The sequence below is a fragment of the Pseudomonas sp. R1-15 genome, assembly GCF_051132085.1.
Classification (GTDB): Bacteria; Pseudomonadota; Gammaproteobacteria; order Pseudomonadales; family Pseudomonadaceae; genus Aquipseudomonas.
On the sequence record NZ_CP071660.1, the window covers coordinates 1,640,212 to 1,666,211 of the forward strand.

Annotated in this window: 28 protein-coding genes; 13 read left to right on the plus strand and 15 right to left on the minus strand. The window is 60.6% G+C overall.

The window, feature by feature from the left end; genetic code table 11:
* The first annotated feature begins 61 nt into the window (after nucleotides 1-61).
* Nucleotides 62-463 carry a response regulator gene (locus J3P97_RS07410; RefSeq protein WP_434673823.1) on the plus strand — a complete coding sequence of 134 codons (402 nt, stop codon included), beginning with the start codon at nucleotides 62-64 and terminating at the stop codon, nucleotides 461-463.
* Between the two features lie 420 nt (nucleotides 464-883).
* Here the strand turns inward: J3P97_RS07410 and J3P97_RS07415 are convergent, their stop codons facing one another.
* Both J3P97_RS07415 and J3P97_RS07420 read right to left on the minus strand, forming a co-directional pair.
* Nucleotides 884-1,099: a hypothetical protein gene (locus tag J3P97_RS07415; RefSeq protein ID WP_434573133.1), complete on the minus strand. Its 216-nt coding sequence runs from the start codon at nucleotides 1,097-1,099 to the stop codon at nucleotides 884-886.
* A 126-nt stretch (nucleotides 1,100-1,225) separates the two neighbouring features.
* Nucleotides 1,226-1,393, minus strand: coding sequence for a hypothetical protein (locus J3P97_RS07420; protein WP_434673824.1), 168 nt, complete (start codon nucleotides 1,391-1,393; stop codon nucleotides 1,226-1,228).
* A gap of 82 nt (nucleotides 1,394-1,475) precedes the next feature.
* Here J3P97_RS07420 and J3P97_RS07425 point away from each other — a divergent pair, with 82 nt between their 5' ends.
* Both J3P97_RS07425 and J3P97_RS07430 read left to right on the plus strand, forming a co-directional pair.
* Complete coding sequence (locus tag J3P97_RS07425; protein ID WP_434673825.1) at nucleotides 1,476-2,492, plus strand: chemotaxis protein CheB; 1,017 nt, start codon at nucleotides 1,476-1,478, stop codon at nucleotides 2,490-2,492.
* Nucleotides 2,493-2,677: 185 nt separating this feature from the next.
* A protein-coding gene (locus J3P97_RS07430) for an IS3 family transposase (protein ID WP_434673180.1) occupies nucleotides 2,678-3,900 on the plus strand; the annotation gives its coding sequence in 2 pieces (ribosomal slippage) (nucleotides 2,678-3,029 and nucleotides 3,029-3,900; 1,224 coding nt in all).
* Between the two features lie 599 nt (nucleotides 3,901-4,499).
* On the opposite strand, the gene J3P97_RS07435 is transcribed toward J3P97_RS07430, so the two are convergent.
* The 3 genes from J3P97_RS07435 to J3P97_RS07445 form a co-directional block, all read right to left on the minus strand.
* Entirely contained in the window at nucleotides 4,500-5,057 is a 558-nt protein-coding gene (locus J3P97_RS07435; RefSeq protein WP_434673826.1) for a Smr/MutS family protein, read from the minus strand.
* Between the two features lie 74 nt (nucleotides 5,058-5,131).
* Nucleotides 5,132-5,452: a hypothetical protein gene (locus tag J3P97_RS07440; RefSeq protein WP_434653294.1), complete on the minus strand. Its 321-nt coding sequence runs from the start codon at nucleotides 5,450-5,452 to the stop codon at nucleotides 5,132-5,134.
* Between the two features lie 129 nt (nucleotides 5,453-5,581).
* A complete protein-coding gene (locus J3P97_RS07445; protein WP_305496139.1) occupies nucleotides 5,582-6,172 on the minus strand; it encodes a cysteine hydrolase family protein in 591 nt (196 codons plus the stop codon).
* 253 nt (nucleotides 6,173-6,425) lie between these two features.
* On the opposite strand from J3P97_RS07445, the gene prmB reads away from it, so the two are divergent.
* Nucleotides 6,426-7,334 (plus strand): 50S ribosomal protein L3 N(5)-glutamine methyltransferase, encoded by a 909-nt coding sequence (gene prmB / locus J3P97_RS07450; RefSeq protein ID WP_434569434.1) that lies wholly within the window; start codon nucleotides 6,426-6,428, stop codon nucleotides 7,332-7,334.
* Nucleotides 7,335-7,517: 183 nt separating this feature from the next.
* Here prmB and J3P97_RS07455 read toward each other — a convergent pair whose 3' ends face one another.
* Together J3P97_RS07455 and J3P97_RS07460 are read right to left on the minus strand one after the other, a co-directional pair.
* Nucleotides 7,518-8,306 carry a hypothetical protein gene (locus J3P97_RS07455; protein ID WP_434569433.1) on the minus strand — a complete coding sequence of 263 codons (789 nt, stop codon included), beginning with the start codon at nucleotides 8,304-8,306 and terminating at the stop codon, nucleotides 7,518-7,520.
* Nucleotides 8,307-8,424: 118 nt separating this feature from the next.
* Nucleotides 8,425-9,390, minus strand: coding sequence for an alpha/beta hydrolase (locus J3P97_RS07460; RefSeq protein ID WP_434673827.1), 966 nt, complete (start codon nucleotides 9,388-9,390; stop codon nucleotides 8,425-8,427).
* A gap of 129 nt (nucleotides 9,391-9,519) precedes the next feature.
* Between J3P97_RS07460 and aroC the strand changes: the two genes are divergently transcribed.
* Genes aroC through mtnC form a run of 5 tightly spaced genes read left to right on the plus strand, consistent with a single transcriptional unit; the run spans nucleotide 9,520 to nucleotide 13,660 of the window.
* A complete protein-coding gene (aroC, locus tag J3P97_RS07465; protein WP_434673828.1) occupies nucleotides 9,520-10,611 on the plus strand; it encodes a chorismate synthase in 1,092 nt (363 codons plus the stop codon).
* Between the two features lie 34 nt (nucleotides 10,612-10,645).
* Nucleotides 10,646-11,791: an MFS transporter gene (locus J3P97_RS07470; protein WP_434673829.1), complete on the plus strand. Its 1,146-nt coding sequence runs from the start codon at nucleotides 10,646-10,648 to the stop codon at nucleotides 11,789-11,791.
* A complete protein-coding gene (locus tag J3P97_RS07475) occupies nucleotides 11,788-12,408 on the plus strand; it encodes a methylthioribulose 1-phosphate dehydratase (protein ID WP_434569429.1) in 621 nt (206 codons plus the stop codon). Before J3P97_RS07470 ends, J3P97_RS07475 begins: the two co-directional genes overlap by 4 nt.
* Nucleotides 12,409-12,426: 18 nt before the next feature.
* A complete protein-coding gene (locus J3P97_RS07480; protein WP_434603153.1) occupies nucleotides 12,427-12,972 on the plus strand; it encodes a 1,2-dihydroxy-3-keto-5-methylthiopentene dioxygenase in 546 nt (181 codons plus the stop codon).
* Nucleotides 12,973-12,976: 4 nt separating this feature from the next.
* A complete protein-coding gene (gene mtnC / locus J3P97_RS07485; RefSeq protein ID WP_434673830.1) occupies nucleotides 12,977-13,660 on the plus strand; it encodes an acireductone synthase in 684 nt (227 codons plus the stop codon).
* A gap of 86 nt (nucleotides 13,661-13,746) precedes the next feature.
* Here the strand turns inward: mtnC and J3P97_RS07490 are convergent, their stop codons facing one another.
* Nucleotides 13,747-14,025 carry a DUF3509 domain-containing protein gene (locus J3P97_RS07490; RefSeq protein WP_186637286.1) on the minus strand — a complete coding sequence of 93 codons (279 nt, stop codon included), beginning with the start codon at nucleotides 14,023-14,025 and terminating at the stop codon, nucleotides 13,747-13,749.
* 355 nt (nucleotides 14,026-14,380) lie between these two features.
* Between J3P97_RS07490 and J3P97_RS07495 the strand changes: the two genes are divergently transcribed.
* From J3P97_RS07495 to J3P97_RS07510, 4 genes are all read left to right on the plus strand, one after another.
* A complete protein-coding gene (locus J3P97_RS07495) occupies nucleotides 14,381-16,204 on the plus strand; it encodes a long-chain-acyl-CoA synthetase (protein ID WP_434673831.1) in 1,824 nt (607 codons plus the stop codon).
* Nucleotides 16,205-16,297: 93 nt separating this feature from the next.
* The gene (locus J3P97_RS07500; RefSeq protein WP_305496129.1) at nucleotides 16,298-16,816 is read left to right on the plus strand and encodes an ankyrin repeat domain-containing protein; all 519 of its coding nucleotides are present in this window, start codon (nucleotides 16,298-16,300) and stop codon (nucleotides 16,814-16,816) included.
* 90 nt (nucleotides 16,817-16,906) lie between these two features.
* Nucleotides 16,907-17,437: a hypothetical protein gene (locus J3P97_RS07505; RefSeq protein ID WP_434673832.1), complete on the plus strand. Its 531-nt coding sequence runs from the start codon at nucleotides 16,907-16,909 to the stop codon at nucleotides 17,435-17,437.
* Nucleotides 17,438-17,507: 70 nt separating this feature from the next.
* Nucleotides 17,508-17,699 carry a PLDc N-terminal domain-containing protein gene (locus J3P97_RS07510; protein ID WP_053149901.1) on the plus strand — a complete coding sequence of 64 codons (192 nt, stop codon included), beginning with the start codon at nucleotides 17,508-17,510 and terminating at the stop codon, nucleotides 17,697-17,699.
* A 61-nt stretch (nucleotides 17,700-17,760) separates the two neighbouring features.
* On the opposite strand, the gene J3P97_RS07515 is transcribed toward J3P97_RS07510, so the two are convergent.
* The 7 genes from J3P97_RS07515 to J3P97_RS07545 form a co-directional block, all read right to left on the minus strand.
* Complete coding sequence (locus J3P97_RS07515; RefSeq protein WP_434673833.1) at nucleotides 17,761-18,960, minus strand: MFS transporter; 1,200 nt, start codon at nucleotides 18,958-18,960, stop codon at nucleotides 17,761-17,763.
* Nucleotides 18,961-19,195: 235 nt separating this feature from the next.
* A complete protein-coding gene (locus J3P97_RS07520) occupies nucleotides 19,196-20,194 on the minus strand; it encodes a sulfate ABC transporter substrate-binding protein (RefSeq protein ID WP_434569423.1) in 999 nt (332 codons plus the stop codon).
* Nucleotides 20,195-20,287: 93 nt separating this feature from the next.
* Nucleotides 20,288-21,112, minus strand: a complete 825-nt coding sequence (locus J3P97_RS07525; RefSeq protein ID WP_434673834.1) for an ion transporter — start codon at nucleotides 21,110-21,112, stop codon at nucleotides 20,288-20,290.
* 21 nt (nucleotides 21,113-21,133) lie between these two features.
* The gene (locus J3P97_RS07530) at nucleotides 21,134-22,045 is read right to left on the minus strand and encodes an urea transporter (protein ID WP_434673835.1); all 912 of its coding nucleotides are present in this window, start codon (nucleotides 22,043-22,045) and stop codon (nucleotides 21,134-21,136) included.
* A 121-nt stretch (nucleotides 22,046-22,166) separates the two neighbouring features.
* Nucleotides 22,167-23,582 carry a pyruvate kinase gene (pyk, locus tag J3P97_RS07535; RefSeq protein WP_434673836.1) on the minus strand — a complete coding sequence of 472 codons (1,416 nt, stop codon included), beginning with the start codon at nucleotides 23,580-23,582 and terminating at the stop codon, nucleotides 22,167-22,169.
* Nucleotides 23,572-24,852 carry a glycerate kinase type-2 family protein gene (locus tag J3P97_RS07540; RefSeq protein WP_434673837.1) on the minus strand — a complete coding sequence of 427 codons (1,281 nt, stop codon included), beginning with the start codon at nucleotides 24,850-24,852 and terminating at the stop codon, nucleotides 23,572-23,574. Before J3P97_RS07540 ends, pyk begins: the two co-directional genes overlap by 11 nt.
* 148 nt (nucleotides 24,853-25,000) lie before the next feature.
* Complete coding sequence (locus tag J3P97_RS07545; RefSeq protein WP_434569418.1) at nucleotides 25,001-25,891, minus strand: 2-hydroxy-3-oxopropionate reductase; 891 nt, start codon at nucleotides 25,889-25,891, stop codon at nucleotides 25,001-25,003.
* Nucleotides 25,892-26,000 lie beyond the last annotated feature (109 nt).

Sequence of the window (26,000 nt, forward strand, 5' to 3'; positions counted from 1 at the left end):
TATAAGGGAATATTCGTTTGTGGTGGCTGCTTCTGAAAGCCGGTTCAGGCAGGGACAGACTATGATCAAAAATTGGATAAAGATCGGCTTTGAAGGCGAAGTGTTGATCGTCGAGGATGATGAAACGCTGCGTTTGATCATGGTCGAAATCTTGGAAGACGTCGGAGCAAGAACTGTCGCTTTCGGATCAGCCGATGACGCACTGATTTACCTTCTTCAATCTCAAGTCCAATGTTGCCTTGTGATTGTTGACTACGGTGTTCCTGGGCAAATCAATGGTATGGATTTCATCCGGATGGTAAGGGGGAAATGGCCTGCCATAGGTTCGATACTCACATCAGGGTATCCATTTCTACCGGAAACAGTACCTCGCCCAACCCGATATTTGCAGAAACCTTGGGCCGTCAGCGATTTGGTAGCTTTGATGTGGGATGTACTTCAGCCTACATCTCTTGCTCGGTAGATACCCTTGTTCATGCAAATGAAGCAGCCGCTCCGCAGCTGGATCGCAGGATGTGTTGAAAGTGAGCCGGCCCCATGAGAATCACTCCATTTGCCAGGTCCTGCTGAGGTGTTCAGTAAGCTACCACCGTGCTATGGCTGGCAGTGGTATGGGACTTGGCAACAGGTTGCTCAGGCATGAAGCATGCTCAATGGAAAGCTTCGTTAAGCGTTGGCGCTGCCTTGGTTCGGAAGGACGAAGGCGAGACCATCTGCATTTTTTGAGTCTTTAAGCCTTGGCGAGCCAGTTCAATGTACGCGCACGCTATCGAAAAGATAGAGCCGAGGTCGTGACAGACATCGCCAAGCAGTGACTACGTCGAAGACTAGAGCGCCAGGCCTTTCGCCATGGGCTGGTCTTCGGGAGGGCGTGTTAGAAGGATTACTCGATCTCTTGAGCCCTAAGTCGAGCCAAACCTTGTTTGATAAACCCTGCGTTTTCTCCGAGCGTCTCCAGAGCTCCTCTGATATTACTTCCGGTCTCAGCTGCCCCGCTCGTTTCTAGATGAATAGCCAGTTCCATCAGCCCAGCCTCCAGCGCCAGCTGATTGAGGTACATCCTTTCTAATAAGTTCGAGAGAGAATAGTCGTCAGCCATATGATCGTCTTCCGCCTGAGTCGAGCATATGAGGATAGCTCCCCTCAGATAAAAGAGCTTGGGTTCGTTGCAACCGTCGAAAAGGGGCCTTGCACCATTCCGTGCGGCAGTATCACCGGCAGCGTGTTAGGGTACCCCGGAGCCTAGCAGGTAATCCCGCAGTTCGACGTGGACGCGACCGAGTCCGGCATCGAGGAGCCGCACTGGACATTCCAAAGCGGTCAACTCCACCGGCTGCAACCCGACATAGCGGGCCAGCACGGTGACGGTAGCCAGACCTTCATAAACGTACATAGTTGCCCTTAAGATCTATCGTTTTCCACCAGGGCGGGCCGGTCATCTGACGTTTTGCTTTGATAAAGGGAGGTGAGTTTGTATGCAGCTCGATAGTCTGGGTCGGAATATTATTGTTATCGGCGCTTCCGCCGGCGGAGTCGAAGCGTTGAGAAGCCTATTTCGCTCCTTACCCGCTGACTTGCCAGCGGCGTTTTTGGTTGTGCTACATATTCCACCACACTCGCCGAGTGAGTTAAGCAGGATACTCGCTCGTGAAACCAGAATGGACGTCATTTCGGTCCAAGCCAGTCAATCTCTCAGAACCTCAACCGTGTACGTAGCCAGCGCTGATCACCATCTGCTTTTGACGAAGGAAGGTGTTCGTCTTACCCGCGGCCCCAAGGAGTGCAGAGTTCGTCCGGCTATCGATGTGCTCTTTCGCTCAGCGTCGGTGGCTTATGATTCTAGGGTGATCGGCGTGATATTGACCGGCGCTCTGGACGACGGAACTGCTGGCCTTTGGGCGATAAAGGACAGAAACGGTACGGCACTCGTGCAGGACCCTTCTGAAGCTACTTATGATTCCATGCCACGCAGTGCAATAGAACACGTCGAAACAGACTTTATAGGCACGCTCGCTGAGCTGGCGGATCAGATTGCGACGCGAGTTAGATTGCCTATCGAGCAACGGGTTATAAGCCCATTGAACGAGCGCCATCTGATCGAGACGAGCATCAGTGAACACGGTAACGGCCTAGAAGCTGGCGTCATGAATATAGGGAATATCTCAAATTACACATGTCCCGATTGTCACGGAGTTTTGGTACAAGTAAAGGAAGGATCGATTGTCAGGTTTCGCTGCCACACGGGCCATGCTTTTTCGATCAAGACGCTAATTGCTGAAGTTAACGCCGCGATTGATACCGGGCTGTGGGACGCGCTTAGGGCGATTGAAGAAAGAATCATGCTGCTTCGTCAAATGGGCGATCTGGCAGAAGCGCAAGGCTCTAAGGAAGATGCGGAGCTTTCCCGATCTCAAGCCAAAGACGCAGAAGAGCGTTTGAAGCCGCTTCGCGAACTTGTACTGGACCCAAATTTTTTCGCACCAGTTGAGTGATGCAATTGATCCCACGCTTCATGGTGGCGATGCGCCCCCACTTTGTCACGTTGAAAAAGTGTTGCTACCACGCTTGGCAACGCGCCACTCGGCAAAAAAAGCCGATCGCTCCAACGCTTTATTTAGGTTTAGTGTCTCGTCCTGAATAAGGTTTACACCTTCTGACCTATCCTCAGGAGGAACCAATGGAATCAGGAAAAAGGCGCAGTCAGCGTGACTACACGCTGGGCTTTAAATTGGCGGTCGTCGATCAAGTTGAAAAGGGCGAACTGAGTTATAAAGAGGCTCAACGGCGTTATGGGATTCAGGGTCGGTCGACTGTGTTGGTGTGGTTACGCAAGCATGGACGGCAGGACTGGAGTCAAGGCGCCTCCATTCGTGCCCAGAGGAACCGACCGATGGCCGAGCCAAATTTGCCGCTGACACCAGAGCAGCGAATCAAGGAGCTGGAAGAAAAGCTGGCCCTTGCCAACCAGAAAGCCCAATTTTTTGAAGCTGTCGTTGACGTGCTGAAAAACGATTACGGTGTTTCTGTCGTAAAAAAGCGATCCGGCAAGTCCTCACCCAAGGGCAAATCGAAGGCCTGAGCATTACCAGGGCTTGCCAGTTTCTAGGCATCTCTCGGCAGGCCTACTACAAGCGCAATCGAGCTTACGACGCACAAGCCAGACATACGCAAAGAGTGCTGGGATTTGTGTTGGAGACTCGTCTTGAAATGCCCCGGTTGGGCACTCGTAAGCTGCATGGCCTTATGCAAGCCGAACCTGAACTGACGCGAACGGTAGGTCGAGATCGGTTGTTCGATATCTTGCGAGACCATCGACAACTGGTCCTACGCAAACGCGCTTATCACAAGACTACCGATAGTCATCATCGCTTCCGTCGACATCCGAATCGGCTCAAACCCGGCCCTGACCAAGTCACTGCCACGGGTCCTGAACAGGTATGGGTAGCAGATATAACCTACTTGCCTACCGAACAAAGCGTCGCTTATGTGAGCCTGGTCACTGATGCGTTCTCGCGCAAAATAGTCGGCCATCATGTGCATGAAAGCCTGCATACCGAGTCAGTCATCCAGGCAATGACCAAAGCCCTTCGGCATCGAAGAAGCAATCAGCCGCTGGTACATCACTCTGATCGGGGCTCGCAATACTGTTCTGATCTCTACCAGAGGCTGCATGCCAAGCACGGCATCAAATGCTCGATGACTGATGGCTATGACTGCTACCAGAACGCCCTAGCGGAACGGGTGAATGGGATTCTGAAAACGGAGTTTCTTTTACACCGTCCCAAAGACCTTGCCCAAGCCAAGCGCGTGGTCGAGGAGTCGATAGAAATTTATAACCGTAAGCGACCTCATTTGGCTCTGAAATACAAAACGCCCGATGCGGTGCATCGGGCGCTTTGAGATGAAACAGGTGTAAACCTATTTCAGGACTAGACATAGTATTAAAAAAGGAATTGTTTGGATAGAAGGATGTGTCTTATGGCTGAGTCATATGAGGTCGTAAAGTGCGCAGAATGTGGGGTTTCGTACAATGCCGTTCTGAAAGAAGGCTTGGACGTACCGCCGACCACCGAGCCTTTTTGCGAAGCGTGTATCGCTCAAGCGCAGCAGCGATTACTGGATGAGGCGCTGAGAGCGTCTGCATCGAAGCTGATGGCAATTTGTAAGCGATCGCGCGACCCTGGCTAAAGGGAGAGGAGAAGTAGCAGTTGAAGTGCTTGATCGTGGAACTTCGCGGTCAGTGCCAGGCTGCCACGAAATTTCAGTGTGACGGAGGATTGACTCGTACCAATTCTCGTACCGACGAGTGTGTTTTAGAAGGGCAAATCGGGTAAGCAGGGGCGCTAACCCGTTGATTTTACTACCTCAGGATACTAAGCAGACCCCACACCGCATCGCGGTGTAATTCTGTTCCAGAGACATGAAACTACCTGTGGGATTTTACGCAAAGGGCAAGGGTACGGTGGCGGACACGGCGCTGCAAGCTCGGCAATCGAGGGTTACTCGTCGCGACCTTCCATCATGGTGCGCTTGAGCATCACGTAGAGCGCCCCGGCGCCGCCGTGCCTGGCCTGGCAGGAGGTGAAGCCGAGCACTTGCGGGTGCTGGCGCAGCCAGGTGTTGACGTGGCTCTTGATCATCGGTCGCTTGCCGTCCAGCCGCACCGCCTTGCCGTGGGTGACGCGCACGCAGCGGATTTCGAATCGGGTGGCTTCGGCGAGGAAGGCCCAGAGGGTTTCCCGGGCCTTTTCGACAGTCATACCGTGCAGGTCGAGGCTGCCTTCGAAGGGGATCTGACCGACCTTCAGCTTGCGCATCTGGCTTTCCTGGACCCCGTCGCGCGCCCACATCAACTCGTCTTCAGGGCCGACGTCGATGACGAACTGATCGGACAGGCCATCCACGGTCGTTGCATCGGTGCGCACGGTGGCGGCCTGGCGCAACTTGGCGATCTGCGCGCGATCGGCCTTTGGCTTGCCGGTTTCGGCGCGATCGTGTTTGATCGGTTTTACGCCCTGGATCGCACTTTTGAACAGGGAAAAGTCGTCGTCTTGCATGTCAGCCTCCGCGAAGGCCGGCCAGTTTACCCAACTCCGCTGGGATAGGGCGCGACAAAACGTCGGATGGCGGATCAGTCGTGTTTTTTCATCAGATGGGGAGCCATGGCCAGCTCCAGGGATTGGCGGGCGCGGCGGCGGCAACGGCGCCAGAGCCAGATGCCCAATAGCAGAACCAACAGACCGATTGCCAGGATGATCGCCGAGCCGAACGGGGTGGCGTTCAACTCGCCCAGCGCGGGCGGACGGCCGAGCAGGCTGGCGGCGCCGGCCATCGCCAGCAGCACACCGAGCGTTGCCAGCAGCGCCGCGATCCCCGCGCCGATACGAAATCGCCAGTTGCTCGGGCCCTTGGGCCGCAAGCGACGTGCGTCAAAACCATCGGATAACTTCATTCCGACCTTCCTCAATGGGTATCGGCCCTTCGACCGGAAGATGTTCGGGTTGTTCCTGACGCCGGGACAATTGCAGCAAATGAGACGTTTTTGCGGATGAGCGGCGCAACCAGCCGCTCATCGGTTGTTTCAGGTGAAGTCGCGGGTCATGGCCAGGGTGGCGAAGTTGTCCGCCATGATCGCCATTTCAGTCTGGTGGACGTGTTCGGCGCTCAGCACGCCGCCTTTGTGCGGCAGATCACGAGTGGCGCAGGCGTCTTCGACCAGGGTGCAGCGAAAGCCCAGGTTCTTGGCGGCGCGCACGGTGGTGCTGACGCTGGAGTGGCTCATGAAACCGCAGACGATCAGATCCAGTGGGCCGAAATCTTCCAGGCGCTTCTTCAGTTCGGTGCCGTGGAAAGCACTCGGCAAGAGCTTTTCAATAATGGTTTCGTCGTCCCGCGGCTCAAGGCCTGGAATGAATTCTCCCCGTTCGCCCTGTGGATCGAACAGCCCGCCGTGGGTACCGAGGTGGCGTACATGCACGATGGGCCGGCCGGCGGTGCGGGCTGCGCCGAGCAGTTGCTTGATGTTCGCGACCGCCGCATCCATGCCGCTGAGGGCCAGGGGGCCGGCGAGATACTCTTTCTGGGCATCGATGATGATCAGCGTCGCTTGACTCAGGTTGGCCGCTGCATAACCGCGGCCGCTGAGTTGAAACATCGTTTTTGGAACGGACATTCTGGGGCTCCTTCGAGTGGGGCTTTTGCGACATTCTCCTCCGGCTGAGCGGTTCTGTGAATCGCTTCCATCGCAAGGGCCGTCGTTGCTGGCCTACAGCCTTATCAAGATCGCCATCTTATTCAACGGGCGGTGCAAAAAAAGGACAGATCCTACGGCTGGATCGGAGTTTTTCGTTTCCCGCGGGGGGTGTTTGGGAGAGTGCGGGTTTGGCTGGTAGACTCGCCCGTCGATTTCTCTGGAGTTTGCCGCTGTGATCACTTCCCGCCTTCGTACCCTGCGCGACCATATTCGTTGGGCCGTCAGCCGTTTCCATGGCGAGGATCTGTTCTTTGGCCATGGCACCGACAATGCCTGGGATGAGGCTCGCCAACTGGTGTTGGGCGCGCTGCATTTGCCTTGGGAAATTGCCGACAGCTATCTGGATTGCCGTCTCGAAGACGAAGAGCTGGTGCATGTACAGCGCCTGCTGCGCCGACGTATTGCCGAGCGCATTCCAACTGCCTACCTGCTCGGTGAAGCGTGGTTCTGCGGAATGTCTTTCATTGTCGACGAACGCGTGCTCATCCCGCGTTCGCCCATCGGCGAGCTGATTGAAAAACGCTTCGAGCCCTGGCTGGGCCAGGAGCCTGCGCGGATCCTCGACCTGTGCACCGGTTCCGGCTGCATCGGGATCGCCTGTGCCTATGAATTCCCGGAGGCCGAAGTGGTGCTGGCCGACCTGTCGTTCGAAGCGCTGGAGGTGGCCAATCAGAATATCGAGCGCCATGGCGTCGATGAGCGGGTGTTCACAGTCCAGGGCGATGGTTTTGATGGCTTGCCGGGGCAACGTTTCGACCTGATCGTGTCGAACCCGCCTTACGTCGACGCGGAGGATTTCGCCGACATGCCCCAGGAATACCAGCACGAACCTGAGTTGGGCCTGGCCTGTGGCGATGACGGCTTGAACCTGGTTCGCCGGATGCTGGCCGAGGCGGCCGACCATCTGACCGAGAAGGGCCTGTTGATTGTCGAAGTGGGCAACAGCCAGGTGCATGTCGAGGCACTGTACCCGGAAGTCGACTTCGCCTGGCTGGACTTCGAACGCGGCGGGCATGGCGTGTTCATGCTCAGCGCCGGACAGTGCCGTGAGCACCAGGCGTTGTTTGCTTCAAGGATTTGACGCTGTGCTGCTTTTGTGGCGAGGGAGCTTGCTCCCGCTGGGCTGCGAAGCAGCCCCCGCTTCAAAGGCTTGAGATAGGAGTCGCCCGGTTTACGACTGCTGCGCAGCCGAGCGGGAGCAAGCTCCCTCGCCACGGTTTCTGCGTTCCGCCGCGCTCCCACAGGGTTATTCACGCGCTTGGATTCAATGCCGAGTCGCAATCCAGATCAGCAATCCCGCCTGGAACATCGCAAACGCCACCAGGCAAGTGATGGTAAAGCGCAAGCCGGTGTCTTCGCGCTTGAACTTGTTGACCTTCTCTTCCTGCTTCTTGAGTTTGACTTCCTGCTCCGCCAGGTTCTGCTCGGCTTGTTGCAGCATCTGCGCGGCTTCGAGAATCTCGACGAACTGCAGCTTCTCGGTGTTCCAGTCGCCCACCAGGTCGCCAACCTGGGCGGCCTTGACGCTGCCCTTGAGATGCTGGGCGTCGGCGTAGACCACCTCGAAGCCGTGGGCCTTGAGGAAGTGATCGCGGCGCAGGCGCGTGTCTTCGTTCAGCGCGTCCTTGTTGTTCAGGTCGCTGCCGTCCACCCGATAGCTCGACCAGCGCTTCTTCGCCCAGGTGATGCCCTGAGCGGCGAGAAAGCGTCCGAGCCCACGATTCAAAGGCTCGACTTGCAAGTTGTCAGGGGAGAAAGACAGACGTTTCTCGACGTGGTCGGCCCAGACGTCCAGATGGTTCTGTTCCTTGCGCACCCGTTGGCCCGGCAACTTGATGCTCATGCGCAGCAAACTGCGCTCCTTGCTGTGACGCTCGGCGTAGCTGAACTCGACAAAGCGCAAGGGCCGCACACCGGTGGCGCGATCGGTCTTGAGCGGGGCCAGCCGGAGCATTTTATGCTGCTCAGCCTGCACATCCGCCCAAGGCTGCTCCACCGCAGGCGCGGCGGCCGGTTCGGCGACGGTGTCGGGAGAAGTTTGAGTCTCAGTCATAACGGCAAAATCCTGTCCAGGCCGGCTTGTCGACAGCCATTGCGCTGCCCGACGTCGGTTTATCGGCCGTTTTCGCCAGGACTGGAGGGCAATTGGCCGGTATGGCGATCAAGTCCGCTCAATGGGAACCGATCGAGCCGATAAAGCGCAGGATCTGCACACCCAGTTCAGCCGCCAGGGGCAGATTGGGGTCTTTATAGGACGCCAGTTGCCGCTTCACGTCGTTGGGCACAATGCGCATCACATGGTTCATGCCCTCGATCAGGGCCAGTTGTGCGTCAGGCTTGGCGGCTTTCAGCTGCCTGGCATCGTCGACGCTGACCTGGATGTCATGGCTGCCCTGGATGATCAGCGCCGGCATCTTCAACGCCGCGAAGGCTTGGGCCGGGTCCTGGCGGAACAACGAGATCAGGTAAGGCTGCACACTGGGACGGAAAATCACTTGCAGCTGCGCAGGAACGTCCGCGTCGGGGCGCCCGGCCTTGAGGCTGTCGAGTAGCTCGTTGCTGCGCAACATCAGCGCCGGTGGCAAGCGGCTGCTCAGTTGTTGCCGTAGCACCTGGTCGATCGGCCGTGCACTGCCGGACACCGAAATCACTGCCGCAGCGTTGGCCTGGGGCGCGGCGAGGCTGGCGATCAGGGCGCCTTCGCTGTGGCCCAGCAGGATCAACCGGCCCAGTCGCGGATCGGCGGCGAGCTTGTGGCTCCAGGCCACGGCGTCGGCAACGTAGGCCTCGACGCTGAGGTTGCGCTCGTCCGGCGTGGCGGCGAGGCTGGCGGCCACGCCGCGCTTGTCGTAGCGCACGCTGGCGATGTTGTGCCTGGCGAGTACCCAGGCCAGGCGCTTGAGGCTGTCGTTGCGCCCGCCCTCGGGGTTGTTTCCGTCACGATCCGTAGGACCTGACCCGGAAATGATCAGGACAACGGGCACCGGTGTGTCGGACTTGGGCAGCAGCAGCGAGCCGAAAAGTTCACCGTTGCCGGTGTCGAGGCTGATGGGGCGTTGCAGGACGGTGGCCTGGGCCTGGCCGCAAACCAGGCCAGTCAAGAGGGCGAGACTCAAGGCAAACAGTTTTAACATCATGACGCCATTAGTTGCGAAGGTGCCGGTTGGACTGGCGCGCACCGATAAGGTTCGAGGATGAACTACTCGGGGAGCCTGCGTATACTGGCGCCCATCTCGATTTTTCAGCGATTCCACGGAGCACCCTGCATGTCCGGCAATACCTACGGCAAGCTGTTCACCGTCACCACCGCGGGCGAAAGCCATGGCCCGGCGTTGGTCGCCATTGTCGACGGCTGCCCGCCGGGCCTGGAGATTTCCCTGGAGGACCTGCAGCGTGACCTTGATCGCCGCAAGCCCGGCACCAGCCGCCACACCACCCAGCGCCAGGAAGCCGATGAAGTCGAAATCCTCTCCGGTGTGTTCGAAGGTCGCACCACCGGTTGCGCCATCGGCTTGCTGATTCGCAACACCGACCAGAAGTCCAAGGACTACTCGGCCATCAAGGACCTGTTCCGCCCGGCCCACGCCGACTACACCTACCATCACAAATACGGCGAGCGCGACTACCGCGGCGGCGGTCGCAGTTCGGCCCGGGAAACCGCCATGCGCGTAGCGGCCGGGGCAATCGCCAAGAAGTACCTGGCCAGCCAGGGCATCATCATCCGTGGCTACATGAGCCAGCTGGGCCCGATCGAAATCCCGTTCAAGACCTGGGATTCGGTGGAGCAGAACGCCTTCTTCAGTCCCGACCCGGACAAAGTACCCGAGCTTGAAGCCTACATGGACCAGTTGCGCCGGGACCAGGATTCGGTCGGCGCGAAAATCACCGTGGTCGCCGAGGGCGTGATGCCTGGCCTGGGCGAGCCGATCTTCGACCGTCTCGACGCCGAACTGGCCCACGCGCTGATGAGCATCAACGCAGTCAAGGGCGTGGAGATCGGCGCCGGTTTCGCCTGTGTCGCCCAGCGTGGCACCGAACACCGTGACGAGTTGACTCCCCAGGGATTTCTGAGCAACAACGCCGGCGGCATCCTTGGCGGCATCTCTTCGGGCCAGCCGATTGTTGCCCACCTGGCGTTGAAGCCGACGTCCAGCATCACCACACCGGGACGCTCGATCGACATCCACGGCGACCCGGTGGACGTCATCACCAAGGGCCGCCACGACCCTTGCGTGGGGATTCGCGCAACGCCGATTGCCGAGGCGATGATGGCGATCGTGCTGATGGACCACCTGTTGCGTCATCGCGGACAGAACGCCGACGTTCTGGTCGGCACGCCGGTGTTGGGTCAGCTTTGATGGCTGGCCTGCCGACCGCCGTGGCCTGACGACCATGGCGGCAGTGCCGTACTGGCGGCTTTCCAGCTTCTATCTGTTTTACTTTGCGTTGCTCGGTTCGACCGCGCCGTTCCTGGCGCTGTATTTCGATCACCTCGGGTTCAACGCCGCGCGCATCGGCGAGCTGGTGGCTATTCCCATGCTGATGCGTTGCGTCGCGCCGAACCTCTGGGGCTGGCTGGGTGACTACACCGGCCGGCGCCTGGCAATCGTGCGGTTTGGCGCGATCTGTACGCTGCTCAGTTTTTTGCTGATCTTCATCGACAGAAGCTACGCCTGGCTGGCGATGGTCATGGCGCTGCATGCGTTCTTCTGGCACGCGGTGCTGCCGCAATTCGAAGTCATCACCCTGGCCCACTTGAGCGGGCAGGCGGCGCGCTACAGCCAGATCCGCCTGTGGGGCTCCATCGGCTTCATCATCACCGTGGTCGCGCTCGGTCGGTTGTTCGAATGGTTGAGCCTGGACATCTACCCCGTGGCGCTGGCGTTGATCATGGGTGGCATCGTGCTCAGCAGTTTCTGGGTGCCCAACGCCCAGCCCGTTCAGGGGCCGCGGGTGGCCGGGGACGGTTTCCTGCGGCAGTTGCGCAATCCGGGCGTGCTGGCGTTTTATGCCTGCGTCGGCCTGATGCAACTGAGCCATGGGCCGTATTACACCTTCCTGACGTTGCACCTGGAACGCCTGGGCTACAGCCGCGGATTGATCGGCATGCTCTGGGCCGTCGGCGTGGTCGCGGAAGTGCTGGTTTTCCTGCTGATGAGCCGGATCCTGGCGCGGTTTTCCGTGCGCCGGGTGTTGATGGCCAGCTTCCTGCTGGCGGCGCTGCGCTGGTTGCTACTGGGGTCGTTGGCGGAGTTTCTCTGGGTGCTGTTGCTTGCCCAGGTCTTGCACGCAGCGACGTTCGGCAGCTTTCACGCCGCTGCCATCCATTTCGTGCAACGTAGCTTCGGCTCACGCCAGCAAGGTCAGGGGCAGGCGCTATACGCCGCGCTGGCCGGCACCGGCGGGGCGCTGGGCGCACTGTATTCCGGCTACAGCTGGAATGCCCTGGGCGCCGGTTGGACTTTCAACATCGCCAGTCTCGCAGCCTTCGCTGCAGCCGTTATCATTGCCACACGCATGCAAGAGGACAGGCCATGAGCCTTACCCGTGAACAACTCACCCGGGAAATCATCGACGCCGGGCGTTTTCTGTATGGTCGCGGCTGGTCGCCGGCCACCAGCAGCAATTATTCGACCCGGTTGTCTTCCGACCAGGCCCTGCTTACCGTTTCCGGCAAACACAAGGGGCAACTGGGCGTCGACGATGTGCTTGCCACCGACCTGGACGGCAACAGCCTGGAGCCGGGCAAGAAACCGTCTGCCGAAACCCTGTTGCACACGCAGCTGTATCGCTGGCGGCCGCAGATCGGCGCGGTGCTGCACACCCATTCGGTGAATGCCACGGTGCTCTCGCGCCTGACCGGCGCAGCCTTTATCGACTTCGAGGACTACGAGCTGCAAAAGGCCTTCAGCGGAGTCACGACCCATGAGTCCCAGGTTCGCGTGCCGATTTTCGACAACGACCAGGACATCGCGCGCCTCGCCGCCAAGGTTCAGCCCTGGCTCGACGCGCACCCCGATTGCGTCGGTTATCTGATCCGTGGGCACGGCCTGTACACCTGGGGGCCGGGCATGAACGATGCGCTGCGGCAAATCGAGGCGTTCGAGTTCCTGTTTGAATGCGAGCTCAAGACTCGCACAGTCCTGAACCGTTAAATTGCTGGAGCCATGACCATGAGCAGCCTGTCCGTCTATCACGTTTCAAGTCCCGAGATTCCGAACAAGGTCCTGACCCATTTCGAAGACATCGCCGCGACCCTCGCCGAAAAAGGCGTGCGCTTCGATCGTTGGGAGGCTGCGACGAAGATCCAGCCCGGCGCCAGCCAGGAGGAAGTGATTGGCGCCTACCGGACCCAGATCGACAAGCTCATGAGCGAGCGCGGCTACGTCACGGTGGATGTCATCAGCCTCAACAGCGACCACCCGCAAAAAGCCGAACTGCGCGCCAAGTTTCTTGATGAGCACCGTCACGGCGAGGACGAAGTCCGCTTTTTTGTCGCCGGTCGTGGCCTGTTTACCTTGCATATCGACGACTACGTCTACGCGGTACTGTGCGAAAAGAACGACCTGATCTCGGTGCCCGCCGGTACGCCGCATTGGTTCGACATGGGCGAGCACCCACATTTCGTCGCCATTCGGCTGTTCAATAATCCGGAAGGCTGGGTCGCCAAGTTCACCGGTGATGAAATTGCCAGCCGTTTCCCGCGCCTGGAGGACTGAGCCCGTGACGATCAAGGCTATCCTCACCGACATCGAAGGCACCACCAGCGCGGTAAGTTTTGTATTCGACGTGCTGTTTCCCTATGCCGCCCGACACCTGCCGGATTTTGTCCGGCACAACGCCGGGCGCGCCGACGTCGCGGAGCAACTGGACGCCGTGCGCCGCGACAGTGCCGAGCCGGACGCAGACGTCGAACGGGTCATCGCGATCCTGCTGGGCTGGATTGCCGAAGACCGCAAGGCCACGCCTCTCAAGGCGTTGCAGGGTATGGTCTGGGAGCAGGGATACACGGCCGGTCAGTTGAAAGGGCACGTTTATCCTGACGCGGCGCAGGCGCTCGAAGCCTGGCATCGGCAAGGTTACCGGTTGTTTGTCTATTCCTCAGGGTCGATCCAGGCACAGAAGCTGATTTTCGGCTGTTCCGAGGCTGGCGACCTGTCGCCGTTGTTCAGCGGTTATTTCGACACCACGTCGGGAGCCAAGCGGGATGCGCAGTCGTATCGGCGAATCAGCGAGGCGATGGGGATCGCGCCGCAGGAAATCCTGTTTCTGTCGGATATCGTCGAGGAACTGGACGCGGCCAGGAATGCCGGAATGGCAACCTGTGGATTGGCCCGCGAGGGCGGTGATCTGGCCGGCCACACGACGGTTGAAAGCTTCGCGCAGATCGAACCTTCGCGCTTCTGAACGCCTTCTCGCGGCTAAAAAAATCAGGCCATGGAACCGCTGGGTTCCATGGCCTGTCTTTGTTCAGAGCTTGAAGCTGGTTGCTGTCAGGCGCTGTGATAGGTCGGCAGCGCGAAACGGTGCTGGCTCTGCAGCATCGCGACCGGTGGCAGTTCGCTGGCCTGTTCAGCCAGATCACGGCGAATGGCACTGATCGCCCAGGAGAGTTGATCCCCGGCATGCAGCTGAGCGTAGGAAATCGTACGCTTGAACAGTTTGCCATCGCTGTTACGCAAGGTCAGCAGGATGCCGCCGTCCGGGCGAGGCTGCGTGGTGACTTCGTAGTTGGAAAACAGCGATGCAAACTTCTCTTGAATCATGTTCATAGTTGACTGCTCCATGGTATGGCAAACCGTGGAGGGGTAGTTGCAGTGTCTATGCCAGCATTGTAATAATGAAAAACTCCTTTAAAAACAATAAGTTAATCTTTTAAGGTTTTTTTGCATTCGTGCATCTTGCATGAACGGCCATCGTGCATCCTGCATTTTGCGGGGATGCTTGATTATTTTTGGAACCAAACCGCATCCTGGCGCTCCCGCTTCGCCTGTTCCCCACAGCGGATACAAAACATTGCAAAAACCGCATGTACAGCACTGGAATCGCTGGCGTAATTTCCCTCCAGATTCGCCCAACCCATAACAAGAACCGCGGCCCACAAGGTCGAACGGGGAAGGATCGTCCATGAGTCGTACACCCAGCGACGCTATTACCTGGGGCATGATGCTGCGCAAACTGCCCGTCATCGCCAGAGTTGTTCCCCGAATCATCAAAGGCCTGAAACTCGCCAACGTCCAGGACCCCACCCAGCCTTGCGGCCTTGGCTGGTGTTTCGAACAGGCCACGCAACGCAATCCCCACGGCCCGGCGCTGCTCTGCGGCGACACGGTGCTGTCTTATGCACAGGTCAACGAACAGGCCAATCGCATTGCCCATTATTTGCTGGCGCAAGGTATTGGCAAGGGCGACTGCGTGGCGATTGTTCTGGAAAACCGCCCGCAGTTGCTGATTACGGTGTTGGCGGTGGCGAAGGTCGGGGCGGTGAGCGCGATGATCAATACATCGCAAACCGGAGACGCCCTGGTGCACAGCCTGGCGCTGGTCGCGCCGGTGGCGGTGGTGGTCGGGGATGAACGGGTCGCTGTCTTCAACGACGTGCGCGGCCGAACGGCGCTGGCGGATGCGCGGACCTGGTGGGTTGCCGACCAGGACAGTGGCGCGGTTCCGTGCGGATTCGTCGACCTGATGGTCGGCAGCGAGGATTACCCAGGCGATAACCCGCTTGGCAGACAGGTGTTTTTCAACGATCCCTGTTTTTATCTCTACACCTCGGGCACCACCGGGTTACCCAAGGCCGGCGTATTCCGCCATGGACGCTGGATGCGCACCTCCACCAGTTTTGGCCTGATCGCCCTGGACATGCAGCCCGATGACGTCGTTTATTGCACGCTGCCGCTGTATCACGCCACCGGCCTGTGTGTTTGCTGGGGCGCGGCAGTTTGCGGTGCCTCGGGGTTCGCCATCCGCCGCAAGTTCAGCGCCAGCCAATTCTGGAGCGACGTGCGTCGCTACCGGGCGACCACGTTGGGTTATGTCGGCGAACTGTGTCGCTACCTGATCGAGCAGCCCGCCAGCGCCGACGACCGGCGGCATGAGGTCCGGAAGATGATCGGCAACGGCTTGCGCCCGGGCGCCTGGCTGGCCTTCAAGACCCGCTTCGGGATTGGCCATATCTGTGAACTGTATGCGGCCAGCGACGGCAATATCGGCTTCACCAACATCCTGAACTTCGATAATACGGTCGGGTTTTCCCTGATGGGTTGGGAACTGGTGCAGTACGACCATGACAGCGGTGCGCCCTTGCGCAACCTGCAAGGGCGCATGCAGAAAGTCCCAAAAGGCGAGCCGGGCCTGCTGCTGGCGCGCATCGACGAAAAGGCGCCGCTGGATGGCTACACCGATCCGGCCAAGACCGAAAAAACCGTCTGCCGGGACGTCTTCGTCCCAGGCGATTGTTATTTCAACACCGGCGACCTGCTGCGCAATATCGGCTTCGGCCACGGGCAGTTCGTTGATCGCCTCGGCGACACCTATCGCTGGAAAGGCGAAAACGTCTCCACCACCGAAGTCGAAAACGTGCTCCTGCAACATCCACAGATCGCCGAGGCGGTGGCCTATGGCGTGGAGATCACCGGCACCAACGGCCGCGCCGGGATGGCCGCGATCACCCCGGCCGAGTCCCTGGCGACCCTGGATTTCAGCGAGCTGCTGCAATTTCTGCAAGGCAAGCTGCCGGCCTACGCGGTGCCGCTGTTCCTGCGGATCAAGGTAAAGATGGAAACGACCGGCACGTTCAAGTATCAGAAAACCCGCCTCAAGACCGAAGCCTTTGACCCCTGCCTCACGGGCGAGGAACCGATCTACGCCTGGCTCCCCGACACCTCGACCTACGTGCGGGTGGACCGCCAACTGGCGACGCAGATCCAGGGTGGGCAGTACCGCTATTGATTGTGGCTATGGCCCTTGCAGAGAAAAAAGGGATGACAGGCTTTGAGTCCCTCGGGAAACTAGCGGCTTTGCAAAAGCCAGAGGAAGTTGTCCATGTCCGATACAAGCCGCCAGATGACCCCGGAAGAGGCTGCGGAGTTTGCCGAGCAGGTATTCAACGTCGCTCGTCAGGGCGATGCCGCGATGATGGCCGCGCTGTTGAGCAAGGGCCTGCCGCCGAACCTGCGCAATCACAAGGGCGACACCTTGCTGATGCTGGCCGCGTACCACGGGCACGTGGAGACGGTAAAGGTGCTGCTGGAGAACAAGGCCGATCCGGAAATCCGCAACGACAACGGCCAGAGCCCGATTGCCGGTGCGGCGTTCAAGGGGGATCTGGCGGTGGTTTCGGCCCTCGTCGATGGCGGCGCGCAAGTCGAAGGCTCCTCGTTCGATGGCCGCACGGCGCTGATGATGGCGGCGATGTTCAACCGGGTGGAAATAGTCGATTACCTGATCAGCAAAGGCGCCGACCCGAAGGCCAAGGATGCCAACGGCGTATCGGCGCTGGACGCGGCCAGGACCATGGGCGCGGTGGACACCACGGCGCAGTTGGAAAAGTTGTTGGGCTGAAGCCTGGCTCCCTGGCCACAGGGTTCCTGACTTGACCTGGGGTGATGCGCTATCCTGCGCGCCTGAAAATTCAGCCACAGGATCCGCCCAATGAAAGCCGCACTCGTCGAACTCATCAGCAAAATCAGCTCCGGCTGCCTGGGCGAGGCGGACATCGAGAAAATTGCCGACGAAGCGGCCCAGGCCTACGCCGACCCGGTGACGTTCCTGGCGGCGAACCCGGACATCAACTATGACGACACCTTCCCGATCCCGCTGGGGGAGTGGGTGGTGGTAGGCAGTCTGCCGGACACCGTGCTGTTCCAGGCCGACTCCTACGTCGACCTGTTCGAGCAGATCGTCGCCTCGTTCGGCCCTGGCGTCGCGTTCAACCTCAAGCCCAAGCAACTGGCGAAGACCGAGGCGCTGACCGCGCTCAATCGTATCCAGATCCAGATGAGCAGCCTGAACAAGGAGAGCGGCGGCTACGTGCTGATGAACTTCAGCCAGTTGCTCGACGATGAATTGCAGATGGTGCTGGTGTACGGCAACGACGTGCCGCGTGTGCTGGAACTGTGTGGCGAAGTCGGCATCGCCGCGGCCCCCGCCCTGGAAGCGCTCAAGATCGCGGTTCACGTCTGAAACAATAAACGGAACCCTTACCCGGACCCCGCTATCCTAAGTGTGCATACCACCATTCGGGAGCGACACCATGGGTTCCACTTTCAACGGCCTGATTGGCCTGATCATCCTGGCGCTCGATATCTGGGCGATCATCAATGTGCTCAAGAGTGGCGCGGGCACCGGGGCGAAAGTCCTGTGGGTGCTGCTGATTCTCCTGCTGCCGGTGTTGGGCCTGATCATCTGGGCGATTGCCGGGCCGCGGGGCAACGTGCGGGTCTGACCGCTCCATGAAAAAAGCCCGACAGGTCCTGGCCTGTCGGGCATTTTTTTGTTCGACGGTATCAGGCCGTCGCCAGCGAAGCCTTCTTCGAAACACTCAGGAAACGCAACAGGGCCAGCAACGGGAAGGCGCTGCCGACGATCACTACCCACAGCCAGCCGCCATGCTCGTAGACGGCGCTGGCGATGGACGAACCGAAAGCGCCGCCGACAAAGATGCTGGTCATGTACAGCGCGTTCAGGCGGCTGCGGCTTTTTGCGTCAAGGGCGTAGATGGTGCGCTGGCCCAGGACCATGTTCATCTGCACGCAGAAATCCAGGACCACGCCGGTCACCGCGAGGCCGATCACGCTATAAGCGGGATGGATAAACGCCGGCAGGAAACTCAGGCTTGCGAACAGCATGGCCAGCAGCGAAGCAATTCGGGTGTGGCCGGCGTCTGCGAGGCGGCCGGCAATCGGCGCGGCGACGGCACCGATGGCGCCGACCAGCGCAAACAGCGCAATTTCAGTCTGGGACAGGCCATGGTTGCGCGACAGCTCCAGGGGGACGGCGGTCCAGAACAGGCTGAACGTGGCAAACATGCACGCCTGGTACAAAGCCCGCTGGCGCAACTGCGGCTGCTGGCGTAACAGGGTGCCGAGCGAGCCCAGTAGTTGCGCGTAGGAGGCGCGGTGCTCGGGCTGGCGCTTGGGCACGGTGAATGCCAGGACGATGCTGATTGCCGCCATCAACGCGGCGGCGATCATGAACATCGCCCGCCAGCCAAGGTGATCGGCGACGAGGCTGGACACCGGCCGCGCCAGCAGGATCCCCAACAGCAGGCCGCCCATGATCCCGCCCACGACCCGTCCCCGGGATTCTTCCGGTGCCAGGTGCGCGGCCAGCGGAATCAGCACTTGCACCGAGACGGAACTGAACCCTACCAGCAATGACACCAGCAGGAACACGTTCGGCTGCTCGGTAAACGCCGCGCCCAGCAGGCTGGCGATTGCCACCACGGTGGTGAGAATCATCAAGCGCCGGTTTTCCAGCAAATCCCCCAGCGGCACCAGGAAAAACAGGCCCAGGGCGTAGCCGATCTGGGTCAGCGAGACGATCAGGCTGGCCATGGTGCTGGACAGGCCGACGTCGGGCGCGATCAGTTCGATGATGGGTTGGGCGTAGTAGATATTGGCAACGATGGCGCCGCAGCAGAAGGCAAACAGCAGGACCATGCCCTGGGTCAGGGCAGCGGGCGAGGCGGGTGAATGAGCACTCATGGCAATCTCATCGATCGATTGAAAGGGATGGCGAGAGGCTAAAGACTTGCAGGGCTCTGGAACAGGGCTTGGGGTTGATAGCAGTCATGCCCGGAATTAATGGTGGTCTTCAGACTCCTGTGGGAGCGAGCTTGCTCGCGATAGCGGTCTTTCTGTATCAGTGATGTTGAATATACAGACGCAATCGCGAGCAAGCTCGCTCCCACAGGTTCTGACTGGTTAGCCGAGCCGGGGCTTATTGCCCGCTATAGATCTGGTCAAAAATCCCACCATCGTTGAAATGGGTCTTCTGCACGGTGCGCCAGTCGCCGAAGGTTTTTTCCACCGAGAGGAAATCCACTTTCGGGAAACGGTCGGTGTATTTGGCCAGCACCGCCGGGTCGCGAGGGCGCAGGTAGTTGGCGGCGGCAATTTCCTGGCCTTCGGGCGACCACAGGTATTTGAGGTACTCCTCGGCAGCGGCGCGGGAACCTTTCTTCTCGACGACTTTATCCACAACGCTAACCGGTGGCTCGGCTTCGGCGGAGACGCTTGGGTAGACCACTTCGAACTGGTCGCGACCGAATTCACGGGCGATCATTTCCGCTTCGTTCTCAAAGGTCACCAGCACATCGCCGATCTGGTTGGTCATGAACGTAGTCGTCGCGGCACGACCGCCGGTATCCAGCACAGGGGCCTGCTTGAACAGCTTGCCGACGAAATCCTTGGCCTTGTTTTCATCGCCGCCATTCTTCAGCACATAACCCCAGGCCGAAAGGTAGGTATAGCGGCCGTTACCCGAGGTTTTCGGGTTGGGCACGATCACTTGCACGCCGTCCTTGAGCAGGTCCGGCCAGTCCTTCAACGCTTTCGGGTTGCCCTTGCGCACGATAAACACGGTGGCCGAGGTGAACGGCGCGCTGTTGTTCGGCAGACGGGTGACCCAGTTATCCGGAACCAGCTTGCCGTTGTCGGCCAAGGCATTGATGTCAGTCGCCATGTTCATGGTGATGACATCCGCCGGCAGCCCATCGATTACCGAACGCGCCTGCTTGCTCGAACCGCCAAAGGACATCTGCACGGTGATGCTTTCGTTGTGCTCGGCCTGCCAGTGTTTCTGGAACGCGGCGTTGTAGTCCTTATAGAAATCCCGCATCACGTCGTAGGAAACGTTGAGTAGAGTCGGGGCGGCGTGGGCCAGGCTGCCGAACGCCAGGCCGGCGGCGAGGAGGGAGGCGCCAAAGAAATTCTTCACTGCGAGGTCCTTTTTATTGGCAAGGGATGCGGGCGATAAGCCAGCACCCTAGCGATTAGCTTATAGGTCATCAAGAATTAAAAAGTGCTTTGCTTATTCCAATTTTTTAAACAGTGCGTTACCGCAACGAGAACAGAATGCAGCGCCATGTTCGTGGTTGTTTTTGCTGCACACCGGGCAATTGTGCTTGAGCTGGTCACCGCGCATGGCGGTGGCGAGTTCCGCAGTGAAGATACCCGTCGGCACGGCGATGATCGAGTAGCCGGTAATCATCACCAGGGACGAAACCACTTGGCCCAGCGGCGTCTTCGGCACGATGTCGCCGAAGCCTACGGTGGTCAATGTCACGATAGCCCAATAGATGCCCTTGGGAATGCTGGTGAAACCATGCTCGGGGCCTTCGATGACATACATCAGGGTGCCAAACACCGTCACCAGCGTCGACACGCTGACCAGGAACACGATGATTTTCTGCTTGCTGCCGCGCAGTGCGGCCAATAGATAGTTGGCCTGCTTGAGGTACGGGCTGAGCTTGAGGACGCGGAAAATCCGCAGCATGCGGATGATCCGCACGATCAGCAGGTACTGGGCATCGCTGTAGTACAACGCGAGGATGCCCGGCACGATCGCCAGCAGATCCACCAGGCCATAAAAGCTGAACGCATAGCGCAGCGGCTTGGGCGAGCAGTACAGGCGCAGGCCGTATTCAACGATGAAAATCAACGTGAAGCCCCACTCGATGTAGGCCAGCAGGGCCGCGTAGTTCTTGTGCACGCTGTCGATGCTGTCGAGCATCACAATCACCAGGCTCGCAAAGATGATCAACAGCAGCGTGCTGTCGAAGCGCCGGCCGGCCACCGTGTCGGTCTGGAAAATGATCACGTAGAGGCGTTCACGCCAGTTGTTGTTGCTGTCCATAACCTTCGCCTGAACCAATGATCAGCGCAGCCTAGGGTGATTGCCCCGCAGAGCGCAAGGCGCGATGTCGAGACAGGCTGGGTGCCAAAGCCGCGCGGTGGCATGCACCAGCCAGCACGCGAGAATGAAAGGCGCCGTCAGCGGCGCCACGCCCAGCGCCGCGAAACCCGGTGCGAGAAGGACCGCCAGCAGCACGCCCGCCAGCGGCTGCCATGGCCCGCGTGCGTGTTGGCCGAGGGCCAGGGCCGCTAACGCCGGGTTGTAGCCGCCCAGGCCGGACAAGGTGTGCGGGCAATCGTGCAGCCAGGCAAAGGCAAAGCCTGCGACGGAACCGAACAGCGCCCAGCCGGCGGCGCGACGGTTGGCGATCAGCAGGCCGATGGTGATCAGCACACCGGCCAGGGGCTGGTCGAGAAACATGACCTGGCCCAGGCCGTTCAGCGGGGCAAGCAACAGGTTGGGGAGTGTCTGCTCCAGTGCAGCGGGCAAGGGCGCAGGCGGGGCGAGACCCAGCAGCAACCAGCCGAGCCCGACGAAAGGCGCGGTGTAGGCGGGCAGGCAGCGTGGGCCTCGGGTGCGCTTGAGCCACTGCTGGGTCAGCATTGCGCTGAGGCCGCCAGCGGCGATGATCAATGGCGGCAACAGGGCTGACCAAGGCAATGCCAGGCTCAGCAGCAAACCCAGCAGGATGCCGTTATAACTGAACAGCCCGGCCTGCCGATCCTCCTTGGCATAACCACGTCGTTGGGCCGTCAGCAATCCGGCCACGCCGCCCATTAGCGCGCCGCCGAACAACGCTGGCGCGGTGAGCAGAATCGCCAAGAGGCAGAACAGGCCGCACAGGGGATGGCGCTGGAGGAAAATCTGGCTGAAGCCGTTGAGCAGGGCGGTAGCCCAGTCTGGGCAGTGGGAGGATGAAGAATGGTTGGGCATATGGGTCAGGGATAAGGGAACATTGTGGCGAGGGAGCTTGCTCCCGCTCGGTTGCGTAGCGACCGCAAAAAAAGGGGCCGCTACGCGACCCAGCGGGAGCAAGCTCCCTCGCCACGGAAAATCAGATGAGGGTCTCGATGCGCAAGGAGTTGGTCGACCCCGGCTGCCCGAACGGCACGCCGGCGGTAATCAGCAGGGTGTCGCCACGCTGGGCCATGCCCTGGGCCTGGGCGATTTCCAGCGCGGTGGAACACACTTCGTCCACCTGCCGCAGCCGATCGTTGACCACCGAATGCACGCCCCACGCGACGGTCAGGCGACGGGCCGCCTGCAGGTTGGGCGTCAGGTTGAGGATCGGCACCGTCGGCCGTTCCCGCGCCGCGCGCAGGCTGGAGCTGCCCGACTCGCTGTAGTTGACCAGCACCGCCACGGGCAGCACGTTGCTGATCCGGCGGATCGCGCAGCTGATGGCGTCCGACACCGTGGCCTCGGCTTTCGGTCGGCTGACGTCGAGTTGTGTCTGGTAGTCCGGGCCGTTTTCCACCTGGCGGATGATCTTGCTCATCATCTGCACGGCTTCGAGGGGATAGTCGCCCGAGGCGGTTTCCGCCGACAACATCACCGCGTCGGCACCCTCGGCCACGGCGTTGGCGACATCGGTGACTTCGGCGCGGGTCGGCGCCGGGGAGAAGCGCATCGACTCAAGCATCTGTGTCGCCACCACCACCGGTTTGCCGAGGGCGCGGCAGGTGCCGATGATGTTTTTCTGAATCTGCGGCACGCTCTCGGCCGGCACCTCGACGCCCAGGTCACCTCGGGCAACCATGATCGCGTCGCTCAGTTCGGCGATTTCCCGCAGTTGGGCGACGGCCGAGGGCTTCTCAATCTTGGCCATCAGGAACGCCTTGTCGCCAATCAACGCGCGGGCTTCGCGAATGTCCTCGGCACGCTGCACGAATGACAGCGCCACCCAGTCCACGCCCAGCTCCAGGCCGAAGCTCAGGTCGCGGCGGTCCTTGGCGGTCAGCGGGCTCAGGTCGAGCACGGCCTGGGGCACGTTCACGCCCTTGCGGTCCGACAGTTCGCCACCGTTGAGCACCTCGGTATCAATGGCGTCGGTGTGTCTGGCGGTTACCCGCAGGCGCAGCTTGCCGTCATCGAGCAGCAAGTCCATGCCCGGCTCCAGCGCGGCGATGATTTCCGGGTGGGGCAGGTTGACCCGACGCTGATCGCCCGGCGTCGGGTCCAGGTCCAGACGCAAGGCTTGACCGCGCTGCAACAGCACCTTGCCATCGGCGAACTTGCCGACCCGCAGTTTTGGTCCTTGCAGGTCCATCAGGATGCCCAGCGGGTAATTGAGCTGCTGCTCGACTTCGCGGATCCACTGGTAGCGCTGGGCGTGGTCGGCGTGGTCGCCGTGGCTGAAGTTCAGGCGAAAGATGTTCACTCCGGCCTGCACCAGTTCGCGGATGTCATCGATCCCACCGGTGGCGGGGCCGAGTGTCGCGAGGATCTTGACCTTCTTGTCAGGCGTCATTTTTCGGGTTCTCGAGGATCAGGATGGCGCGAAAATCGTTGACGTTGGTGCGGGTCGGCTCGGTGACGATCAACCCGTCCAGCGCGGCGAAGTAGCCGTAGCCGTTGTTGTTATCCAGTTCATCGCTGGCGTTCAGGCCCAGCTCGGTGGCGCGGCGATAGCTGTCCGGGGTCATGATGGCGCCGGCGTTGTCTTCGGAGCCGTCGATGCCGTCGGTGTCGCCCGCCAGTGCATGGATGCCGGGGTGGCCCTTGAGGCTGTCGGTCAGGCTCAGCAGGAACTCGGCGTTGCGCCCGCCACGGCCACTGCCGCGGACGGTGACCGTGGTTTCGCCGCCAGAGAGAATCACGCACGGTGCAGCCAAGGGCTGGCCATGCAGGGCGATTTGCCGGGCGATGCCGGCATGGACCTTCGCCACGTCCCGGGATTCGCCTTCCAGGTCACCGAGGATCAGTGGGCTGAAACCGGCCTGGCGGGCTTTCACCGCTGCGGCTTCGAGGGACTGCTGGGGACGGGCGATCAGCTGGAAATGACTGCGCGCCAGGCTCGGGTCGCCGGGCTTGACGGTTTCCGATTCCGGGCTTTGCAGCCAGGTGCGCACCGAGGCCGGGATCTGGATGTCGTAGCGCTTGAGAATCGCCAGCGCGTCGGCCGAAGTGCTGGGGTCGGCCACGGTGGGGCCGGAGGCGATGACCGTGGCGAGATCGCCGGGCACATCGGAAATCGCGTAGGTGTAGACGGTCGCCGGCCAGCAGGCCTTGCCCAGCCGGCCGCCCTTGATCGCCGAGAGGTGCTTGCGCACGCAATTCATCTCGCCAATGGTCGCGCCGGACTTGAGCAGGGCCTTGTTGATCGATTGCTTGTCGGCCAGGGTGATGCCGGCCGCCGGCAAGGCCAGCAACGCCGAGCCGCCACCGGAGAGCAGGAAGATCACTCGGTCGTCTTCGTTGAGGTTGCTGACGAGTTCGAGCACCCGTCCGGCCACTTCCAGGCCAGCGGCGTCCGGTACTGGATGAGCGGCCTCGACCACTTCGATTTTCTCGCAGGGCGCGCCATGGCCGTAGCGGGTTACCACCAGGCCGCTGACTTCTCCGTGCCAGCAGCGCTCGACCACTTGCGCCATGGCCGCGGCGGCCTTGCCGGCACCGATGACGATCACCCGACCGCTGCGGTCAGCGGGCAGGTACTGTTCGAGGACGTGCTGCGGATGGGCCGCGTCGACGGCCGTGGCGAACAGCTCACGCAGCAATTGTTGCGGATCGACCGACATGGCGGGCTCCCGATTTTTATTATTGGCTGAGGCGACTCGGTTACCTGTGGGAGCGAGCCTGCTCGCGAAGGCGGTCAACCTGCCAATCAAGCATTGACTGACACACCGCTTCGCGAGCGGGCTCGCTCCCACAGGGGCAGGGCAGGGCCTATTTGTCGCGAATCGAGAAATTGGCCATATGCTCCAGCCCCTTGATCAGCGCCGAGTGGTCCCAATTGCTGCCACCCATGGCCGCGCAGGTGCTGAACACTTGCTGGGCGTTGGCGGTGTTGGGCAGGTTGATGTTCAGCTCCCTGGCGCCTTGCAGGGCCAGGTTCAGGTCCTTCTGGTGCAGGCTGATGCGGAAGCCCGGGTCGAAGGTGCCCTTGATCATGCGCTCACCGTGCACTTCGAGGATCTTCGACGAGGCGAAACCGCCCATCAACGCTTCACGGACCTTGGCCGGGTCCGCGCCGTTCTTCGAGGCGAAGAGCAGGGCCTCGGCCACGGCCTGGATGTTCAGCGCGACGATGATCTGGTTCGCCACCTTGGCGGTCTGGCCATCGCCGTTGCCGCCCACCAGGGTGATGTTCTTGCCCATCGCCTGGAACAGTGGCAGCGCGCGCTCGAACGCGGCGCTGTCGCCACCGACCATGATGCTCAGGGTCGCGGCCTTGGCGCCGACTTCACCGCCCGACACCGGGGCGTCGAGGTACTGCGCGCCTCTTTCATTGATCTTCGCCGCGAACGCCTTGGTGGCGGTAGGGGAGATCGAGCTCATGTCGATCACCACCTTGCCCGCGCCCACGCCGGCCGCTACGCCGTCGGCGCGCAACAGCACATCCTCGACCTGCGGTGTGTCCGGGACCATGACGATGATGAACTCGGCCTCCTGGGCAACTTCCTTCGGGTTGGCCAGCGCCACCGCGCCGCCTGCCACGAGGTCGGCCGGGGCAGCGTCGTGATGCTGGGTCAGGAACAGGCTGTGACCGGCCTTTTGCAGGTTCAGTGCCATGGGGTGGCCCATGATGCCGGTGCCGATGAATCCGATTTTAGCCATGTGGAAAATCCTCTCTTGTTTAAGGTGCCCCGCGGACTCTGTGGCGAGGGAGCTTGCTCCCGCTGGGCCGCGAAGCGGCCCCAGAAATCCATCGGTGAAAAAACATGCG